Below are 6,863 nucleotides of genomic sequence, written 5' to 3'. Positions count from 1 at the left end.
GAGGGGATTTATCCCCGATGGGTCGCGAAGCGACCCCAGGATTCTGCCTGAATAATTATGGGCCTGCTGCGCAGGCCATCGGGGATAAATCCCCTCGCCACAAGGTTTTGCATTCACTTCAGAAGCGCGTGCTGATCCAGGAGACGATCAGGGCCAGGCCGAGGCAGGCAAAACCGAAGCGGTAGAAAAAGCGGTTCATGCGCAAGGTCGCCCAATCCAGAATCGGTTCGGCGTTCGGTTGGGCCTGGCGCTGAGCGGCGATGCTGGCCATGGCGCGTTGTTCACGACGGCGGGTCGCATGCAGCAGCCAACTGCCCGGGAAAGCCAGAGCCAGCGCCAGCAGGTTGATCAATTTGGCGGGATGGGCGGTAAACAGCGTCATCAAGTGCAGCGACATCACAGACCTCGGATCTGAATCAGTGTGGCAGGCGCCCGATCGACGACCGCGGCGCGGATTCTACCGAAACACTCCGCCACCGCCCTACCCTTTGCGACAAATAACCTGACAATCGACCGATGGCTGTCCTGTGTCACGGCATCGTCATTTACATCGGCCACCATGCGCGCCTCGAAACACACATGGAACGCGACATGCTGCACGCCGAAAACCAGGATCGCCTGTACCTCATCACCCCGTCCGACGAACAACAAAGCCTCGTCGGCAGTCTCGCCTTCAATGTTCAGGATCGCCACTGGCTGGTGTATTGCGCCCTCGGCGGGCATCAACATGCGGATTTGCCGGAGACTGATCTGCTGACGGGCGTGAGCGTGCTCGACTTCTACTCCCAGGCCGCCTGACCCACATCGTCCTCTGCAGGAGCTGCCGCAGGCTGCGATCTTTTTGATSTTGCTTTAAAAAAATCAAAAGTCAAAAGATCGCAGCCTGCGGCAGCTCCTACACAAAGCAAAAGGCATAAAAAAACCCGGCAATAGCCGGGTTTTTTGACTGGCGCGCAGCTTAAGCGGTGAAGGTTTTGCCTTCGAACTGCTCGGCAACGAACTTCCAGTTGACCAGGTTCCAGAACGCTTCAACGTACTTCGGACGCAGGTTGCGGTAGTCGATGTAGTAAGCGTGTTCCCAGACGTCGCAGGTCAGCAGCGGGGTGTCGCCGCTGGTCAGCGGGTTACCGGCGCCGATGGTGCTGGCCAGGGCCAGGGAACCGTCAGCCTTCTTCACCAGCCAGCCCCAGCCGGAACCGAAGGTGCCGATCGAGGTTTTGCTGAACTCTTCCTTGAACTTGTCGAACGAACCGAACGCTGCGTTGATGGCTTCAGCCAGTGCGCCGGTTGGTTGACCGCCGGCGTTTGGCGCCAGGCAGTTCCAGTAGAACGTATGGTTCCAGACCTGAGCGGCGTTGTTGAAGATGCCGCCCGAGGAAGTCTTGACGATCTCTTCCAGGGTCTTGCCTTCGAACTCGGTGCCTGGCACCAGGTTGTTCAGGTTCACGACATAGGTGTTGTGGTGCTTGTCGTGGTGAAATTCCAGGGTTTCCTTGGAAATGTGCGGCTGCAGGGCATCGTGTGCGTAAGGCAGCGGCGGCAATTCGAAAGCCATGATGATTCTCCTAATCAGGTCTGTTGCGGTGAGCGCAAGGCCGATCACGGGCGGCCAGAAATGCACCGACGAGTTTTTACTCTTTGCGGCGCAGGGTTCGGATCATAGCACCGGGGTCAAGGCTTAACCACGCAACAACTGTGTGGGATAGAGGTTCCAGAGCCTTTTGGAATAAATCACGAGGCCAGGATCAACTGACCGGCTACGGTGAACATCATCACTGCCACGAGAAGATCGAGAATCCGCCAGGTACTCGGCCGCGCCAGCCACGGCGCGAGCCATGCGGCACCGAGGGCGAGGGTGAAAAACCACAGCAGTGACGCGCTCGCGGCGCCCACTACATAAGCCCCCGGCACCGACTGCTGCGCACCGAGCGAGCCGATCAGCAATACGGTATCCAGATAAACGTGCGGATTGAGCAGCGTCACTGCCAATGCGCTGAGCATTACCGCGCGCAACGAGCGCACAGTGTGGTTTTCGCCCTGATCCAGACTCTGTTTCGAAAACGCCCGGCGCAGCGCCTGGCTGCCGTACCAGATCAGAAAGACGGCGCCGCCCCAGCGCGCCACCGCGAGCAACGTCGGGTTCTGCGCCAACACAGTGGCCAGACCGAACACCCCGGCCGCCACCAGCAGTGCATCGCACGCCACACACAGCGCCGCCACCGGCAGGTGATGTTCGCGGCGCAGGCTCTGAGCCAATACGAAAGCATTCTGGGTGCCGATTGCCATGATCAGCCCCAGGGCCACCAATAGCCCGTTCACGTAGCTTTGCCACATCAATAATTACTCCGCGTTGGCTGCGAGATCGCGCAGCACGTGCATGGCGCGTTCGGCGTCGGCCTGACCGACAAACAAATGATCGTGGTAGTAACCGGCGATCACGTTGCAACTGATCCCGGCCTTGCCCAATGCCGTGGCGAACGCAGCAGTGAGGCCGACCGCTTCCAGTGCCGAATGCACGTTGAGGGTGATCCACGCCGCGACATAATCGAAACTGAACCCGGCGCGTTCAGCCTGGGACCGCTCGAGAATCACGGTCAGGCCTTCCTGCTCGCGGAAGCTGCCGACAATTTCCAGACCATTGGGCAACGGCGCGTCGCGCAGGGTGCAGAACACGTATTCGCCGGCATTGAGCTGCGGGCTCATGCTGCGCAGCAGAGTCGTGAGAGAGGTTTCGCCAGCCATTGCCGTGTTCCTTGATAAAGAGTGCTTGCTGGCTATTCTCCGGTCGAAAGCTGTATAAGAAAAACCAATAGTGCTGATCGCTCATTAGGAAAACTGATGTTCGACTACAAATTGCTTTCCGCGTTGGCCGCCGTGGTCGAGCAGGCCGGATTCGAACGTGCCGCGCAGGTGCTGGGCCTGTCGCAATCGGCGATCTCCCAGCGGATCAAACTGCTGGAAGCGCGGGTTGGCCAACCGGTGCTGGTGCGCGGTACGCCGCCGTCGCCGACCGAGATTGGCCGACGTCTGCTCAACCATGTGCAGCAGGTGCGCCTGCTTGAGCGGGACTTGCAGACCCTGGTCCCCGCACTCGACGAGGAGGGCCTGCCGGAGCGTTTGCGCATCGCCCTCAACGCCGACAGCCTCGCCACCTGGTGGGCCGAAGCGGTGGGCGATTTTTGCGCCGAGCAGCATTTATTGCTGGATCTGGTAGTGGAAGATCAGACCGTCGGCCTCAAGCGCATGCGGGCCGGGGAAGTGGCGGCGTGTGTCTGCGCCAGCGAACGCCCCGTGGCCGGTGCGCGCAGCGTGTTGCTCGGGGCGATGCGCTATCGGGCGCTGGCCAGTCCGGCATTCATCGAGCGGCATTTCCCTGACGGGGTACGCGCCGAACAGCTGCCGCGCACCCCGGCGCTGGTGTTTGGCCCGGACGATTTCCTCCAGCATCGCTATCTCGCGTCGCTGGGTGTCGATGGCGGATTCGAGCACCATTTGTGTCCGTCCTCCGAAGGATTTGTGCGCCTGACCGAAGCCGGTTTTGGCTGGGGACTGGTGCCGGAACTGCAAGTGCGCGAGCAGCTGCAACGCGGCGTATTGCGCGAACTGTTGCCAGATAAACCGATCGATGTGCCGTTGTACTGGCATCATTGGCGCAATGGCGGTCAGCTGCTGGCCTTGCTGACCGAACAATTGCTGCGTTCTTCATCGCGCTGGCTGGTGCCCTTGGGCTGATGGTCAGCGTCAAGACAGACGTATCAGGTAAACGAAAGTCATCGGAGCGTTACATGAAAATTCTGGTCACCGGCGCAAGCGGCTTCATAGGCGGGCGCTTTGCGCGTTTCGCCCTGGAGCAAGGCCTGGACGTGCGGGTCAACGGTCGCCGGGCCGAAAGCGTCGAGCATCTGGTGCGCCGTGGCGCCGAGTTCGTCCCGGGCGATCTCACCGATGCGGACTTGGTGCGCGAACTCTGCGCCGACGTCGAAGCCGTGGTGCACTGCGCCGGTGCCGTCGGCTTGTGGGGGCGCTATCAGGACTTTCATCAGGGCAACGTGCAGGTCACTGAAAACGTCGTCGAAGCCTGTCTCAAACAACGCGTGCGGCGCCTGGTGCATCTGTCGTCGCCGTCGATCTATTTCGATGGCCGCGATCACCTCGGTCTGACCGAAGAACAAGTGCCCAAGCGTTTCAAACATCACTACGCGGCGACCAAATACCTGGCCGAACAAAAGGTCTTCGGTGCGCAGGAGTTCGGTCTGGAAACCATCGCCCTGCGTCCGCGCTTTGTCACCGGTGCCGGCGACATGAGCATCTTCCCGCGGCTGTTGAACATGCAGCGCAAGGGCCGTCTGGCGATCATTGGCGACGGTCTGAACAAAGTCGACTTCACCAGTGTGCAGAACCTCAACGAAGCGCTGCTCAGCAGCTTGCTGGCGGCCGGCTCCGCGCTGGGCAAGGCCTACAACATCAGCAATGGCGCGCCGGTACCGTTGTGGGATGTGGTCAATTACGTGATGCGCAAGATGGAAGTGCCGCAGGTCACCAAATACCGTTCGTACGGCCTGGCCTACAGCGTTGCTGCGCTCAATGAAGGCGTGTGCAAACTCTGGCCGGGCCGTCCGGAGCCGACCCTGTCGCGGCTGGGCATGCAGGTCATGAAGAAAAATTTCACCCTCGACATCAGCCGCGCCCGGCATTATCTGGACTACGATCCGAAAGTCAGCCTGTGGTCGGCCCTCGACGAGTTCTGTGGCTGGTGGAAAGCCCAGGACATCCGTTGATACAAGTCGCCCGACCAGCAATGAACCGCACTGCCGCTTGAGGGTCAATCCCTGCGGCTGCGGCGGTTATACTTTGCAGCATTTAGCCATCACCGCGTTCCACAAAGGTTGCCTCAATGTCCATGCGTAACGATGCCAACGACGATTTCGACGATGTACCGAGCCTGCGGGCCGACACCTTTGACGACGATGACATTCCGCCCAGCGCCCGCACCTCCGTGCACTCGCGCACACCGCCGGTGGTCAAGGTCAAGGCTGCGAGCACCGGGCCGTTGTGGGCACTGGTCGGCGCGCTGTTTTTCGCCTTCATCGGTCTGGCCTGGTGGAGTTTCCAGCAGATTTCGCTGATGGAGCAGCAGTTGGTGGCGACTCAGGAAAGCTTTGCGCGCATCAGCGAGGAAGCGGCGGGGCGGTTGCAGGACATTTCCGGCAAGGTGGTGGCCAGCCAGAGCAACGTCAACAGCGACAGCGAAGCCTTGAAGCTGCAGATCAAACAGCTGGAAACCCAGTTGCTGGATCAAAGCAAGCAGCAGCAAGGCGTGGTCGGTCAGGCCAGTGATCTGGACAAGCGTCTGGCGCAAATGACCGCGCAGACCACCGAGCAACAGAACGCCAATACCCAGTTGCAGGCTCAGGTCAAAGCCTTGAGCGCGGAACTGGTGGCCCTGAAAGGCGCACCGGCGGATACCAGCAAGGTCGACGCCCAGCTCAAGAGTTACGACGCTCAGCTGAAAAGCCTCGGCGCTGATATCACGGCACTGAAGAAGCAGGGCAATCCGAGCGCGGCGATCGAGCGTCTGGAGCAGGAAATCGTCGTCCTCAAGAGTGAACAGGACAATCGCCCGGCCGCTGCGCAGGGGGGCGGCAATACCGCCGAGTTCGACGCATTTCGTGGCCAGATGACCCGCAACCTCAACACCCTGCAGGCGCAGATCCAGAACCTGCAACAGCAGATCAATGCCCGGCCGTAGAACCTCATGAACTGTAGCCAGGGACCTATGTGGTGAGGGGATTCATCCCCGATGGGGCTGCGCAGCAGCTCTCAGGTATCAGCTCGGTGTGTCAGAAAATATGTGTTCTCTCCATCAGGGCTGCTGCGCAGCCCATCGGGGATAAATCCCCTCGCTACAGGATGTGGCGCCCCGTCCGAGCCCAAGCCGTCTACGCTCTTGAAACACCAACAAGAACGAGGGATGCGTTATGGGGTTTCTGCATAAAGTGGCGTGGCTCGGGGTGATGCTTTTTGTGGGGGCAGGGCAAGTCAACGCTGCCGCCACGCAAAAGGACGACAGCAAGGCCGCCATCGCTTTGCTGGAAAAGGCCCTGGCCTATTACCACGACAACGGCGACAAGGCCTTCGCCGCGTTCAGCCGTCAGGGCGAGTTCGTCGACAAGGATCGCTACGTGTTCGTGGTCGACACCAAGGGCGTGATGCTCGCCAGCGGCGGGCCCTCTTCAGCCTTGATCGGCCGTGACGTCAGCGAGGTGCTCGCGCCGGATTTGCAGAAAGCCTTCAAGGACGCCCTGCTGGTGCCGGAGGGCAACGGCATTCAACAGGCCGAGTACCGCTGGCAGAACTGGGCCGACGGCAAGGTCGAACGCAAACATGTCTACTACCAGCGCATCGGTCAGCGCATTCTCGCGGTTGGCTATTATTTGCCGCGTGCTTCAGCCGAGCAGGCCAAGGCACTTCTCGACAAGGCTGCAACCGATCTGGGGAAAAACGAGAAGGGCACCCTGACCGCCATCAACTCGCTCAAGGGCGGTTATCTGCAGGATGACTTGTATGTGTTCGTGGTCGATCTGGACACCCAGCGCTACGTTGCCCACGGCACCAACCTGCGCCTGATCAACACCGACTTCAGCAAGATCAAGGATCCGGAAGGCAAACCGGTGGGCGAGCCGATGCTGGCGCTGATCGCCAAACAGGATGACGGTGAATACGGATACCGCTGGAAAAACCCGGTGACCGGCAAGGTCGAGGACAAGCATGCGTACTTGAAGAAGGTCGGGCATTTTCTGGTGGCGGTGGGTTACTACAGCCCCTGAAAATCAAAAGATCGCAGCCTTCGGCAGCTCCTACAT

At 60.3% G+C, this 6,863-nt stretch carries 9 protein-coding genes; 5 read left to right on the top strand and 4 right to left on the bottom strand.

Annotated features, from left to right (window positions below):
* Positions 1-118 precede the first annotated feature (118 nt).
* On the bottom strand, positions 119-397 hold the full coding sequence (locus HT737_RS08850; protein WP_007967709.1) for a hypothetical protein: 279 nt from the start codon (positions 395-397) through the stop codon (positions 119-121).
* Positions 398-591: 194 nt separating this feature from the next.
* Between HT737_RS08850 and HT737_RS08845 the strand changes: the two genes are divergently transcribed.
* Positions 592-798: a hypothetical protein gene (locus HT737_RS08845; protein WP_047296561.1), complete on the top strand. Its 207-nt coding sequence runs from the start codon at positions 592-594 to the stop codon at positions 796-798.
* A 160-nt stretch (positions 799-958) separates the two neighbouring features.
* On the opposite strand, the gene HT737_RS08840 is transcribed toward HT737_RS08845, so the two are convergent.
* The 3 genes from HT737_RS08840 to HT737_RS08830 form a co-directional block, all read right to left on the bottom strand.
* Positions 959-1,555, bottom strand: coding sequence for a superoxide dismutase (locus tag HT737_RS08840; protein ID WP_003227660.1), 597 nt, complete (start codon positions 1,553-1,555; stop codon positions 959-961).
* A 176-nt stretch (positions 1,556-1,731) separates the two neighbouring features.
* On the bottom strand, positions 1,732-2,334 hold the full coding sequence (locus HT737_RS08835) for a LysE/ArgO family amino acid transporter (RefSeq protein ID WP_047296156.1): 603 nt from the start codon (positions 2,332-2,334) through the stop codon (positions 1,732-1,734).
* 6 nt (positions 2,335-2,340) lie between these two features.
* Positions 2,341-2,742 (bottom strand): ACT domain-containing protein, encoded by a 402-nt coding sequence (locus HT737_RS08830; protein WP_182402256.1) that lies wholly within the window; start codon positions 2,740-2,742, stop codon positions 2,341-2,343.
* A gap of 96 nt (positions 2,743-2,838) precedes the next feature.
* Here HT737_RS08830 and HT737_RS08825 point away from each other — a divergent pair, with 96 nt between their 5' ends.
* The 4 genes from HT737_RS08825 to HT737_RS08810 all read left to right on the top strand — a co-directional run bounded on the left by HT737_RS08825 (position 2,839) and on the right by HT737_RS08810 (position 6,827).
* Entirely contained in the window at positions 2,839-3,732 is an 894-nt protein-coding gene (locus tag HT737_RS08825; protein ID WP_041068427.1) for a LysR family transcriptional regulator ArgP, read from the top strand.
* A gap of 53 nt (positions 3,733-3,785) precedes the next feature.
* Positions 3,786-4,778, top strand: coding sequence for an NAD(P)-dependent oxidoreductase (locus tag HT737_RS08820; protein ID WP_047296149.1), 993 nt, complete (start codon positions 3,786-3,788; stop codon positions 4,776-4,778).
* 116 nt (positions 4,779-4,894) lie between these two features.
* On the top strand, positions 4,895-5,749 hold the full coding sequence (locus HT737_RS08815; RefSeq protein WP_182402254.1) for an ATPase: 855 nt from the start codon (positions 4,895-4,897) through the stop codon (positions 5,747-5,749).
* A 229-nt stretch (positions 5,750-5,978) separates the two neighbouring features.
* Positions 5,979-6,827, top strand: coding sequence for a cache domain-containing protein (locus tag HT737_RS08810; protein WP_182402252.1), 849 nt, complete (start codon positions 5,979-5,981; stop codon positions 6,825-6,827).
* Positions 6,828-6,863: the final 36 nt, after the last annotated feature.

It is taken from the genome of Pseudomonas sp. MD195_PC81_125 (assembly GCF_014060985.1).
GTDB lineage: Bacteria > Pseudomonadota > Gammaproteobacteria > Pseudomonadales > Pseudomonadaceae > Aquipseudomonas > Aquipseudomonas parakoreensis.
This window is presented reverse-complemented; position numbering and strand designations above follow the sequence as displayed.

Coding starts and splice junctions, on each gene's coding strand:
- HT737_RS08850 (WP_007967709.1), bottom strand. CDS start 397: ATGTCGCTGCACTTGATGACGCTGTTTACCGCCCATCCCGCCAAATTG.
- HT737_RS08845 (WP_047296561.1), top strand. CDS start 592: ATGCTGCACGCCGAAAACCAGGATCGCCTGTACCTCATCACCCCGTCC.
- HT737_RS08840 (WP_003227660.1), bottom strand. CDS start 1,555: ATGGCTTTCGAATTGCCGCCGCTGCCTTACGCACACGATGCCCTGCAG.
- HT737_RS08835 (WP_047296156.1), bottom strand. CDS start 2,334: ATGTGGCAAAGCTACGTGAACGGGCTATTGGTGGCCCTGGGGCTGATC.
- HT737_RS08830 (WP_182402256.1), bottom strand. CDS start 2,742: ATGGCTGGCGAAACCTCTCTCACGACTCTGCTGCGCAGCATGAGCCCG.
- HT737_RS08825 (WP_041068427.1), top strand. CDS start 2,839: ATGTTCGACTACAAATTGCTTTCCGCGTTGGCCGCCGTGGTCGAGCAG.
- HT737_RS08820 (WP_047296149.1), top strand. CDS start 3,786: ATGAAAATTCTGGTCACCGGCGCAAGCGGCTTCATAGGCGGGCGCTTT.
- HT737_RS08815 (WP_182402254.1), top strand. CDS start 4,895: ATGTCCATGCGTAACGATGCCAACGACGATTTCGACGATGTACCGAGC.
- HT737_RS08810 (WP_182402252.1), top strand. CDS start 5,979: ATGGGGTTTCTGCATAAAGTGGCGTGGCTCGGGGTGATGCTTTTTGTG.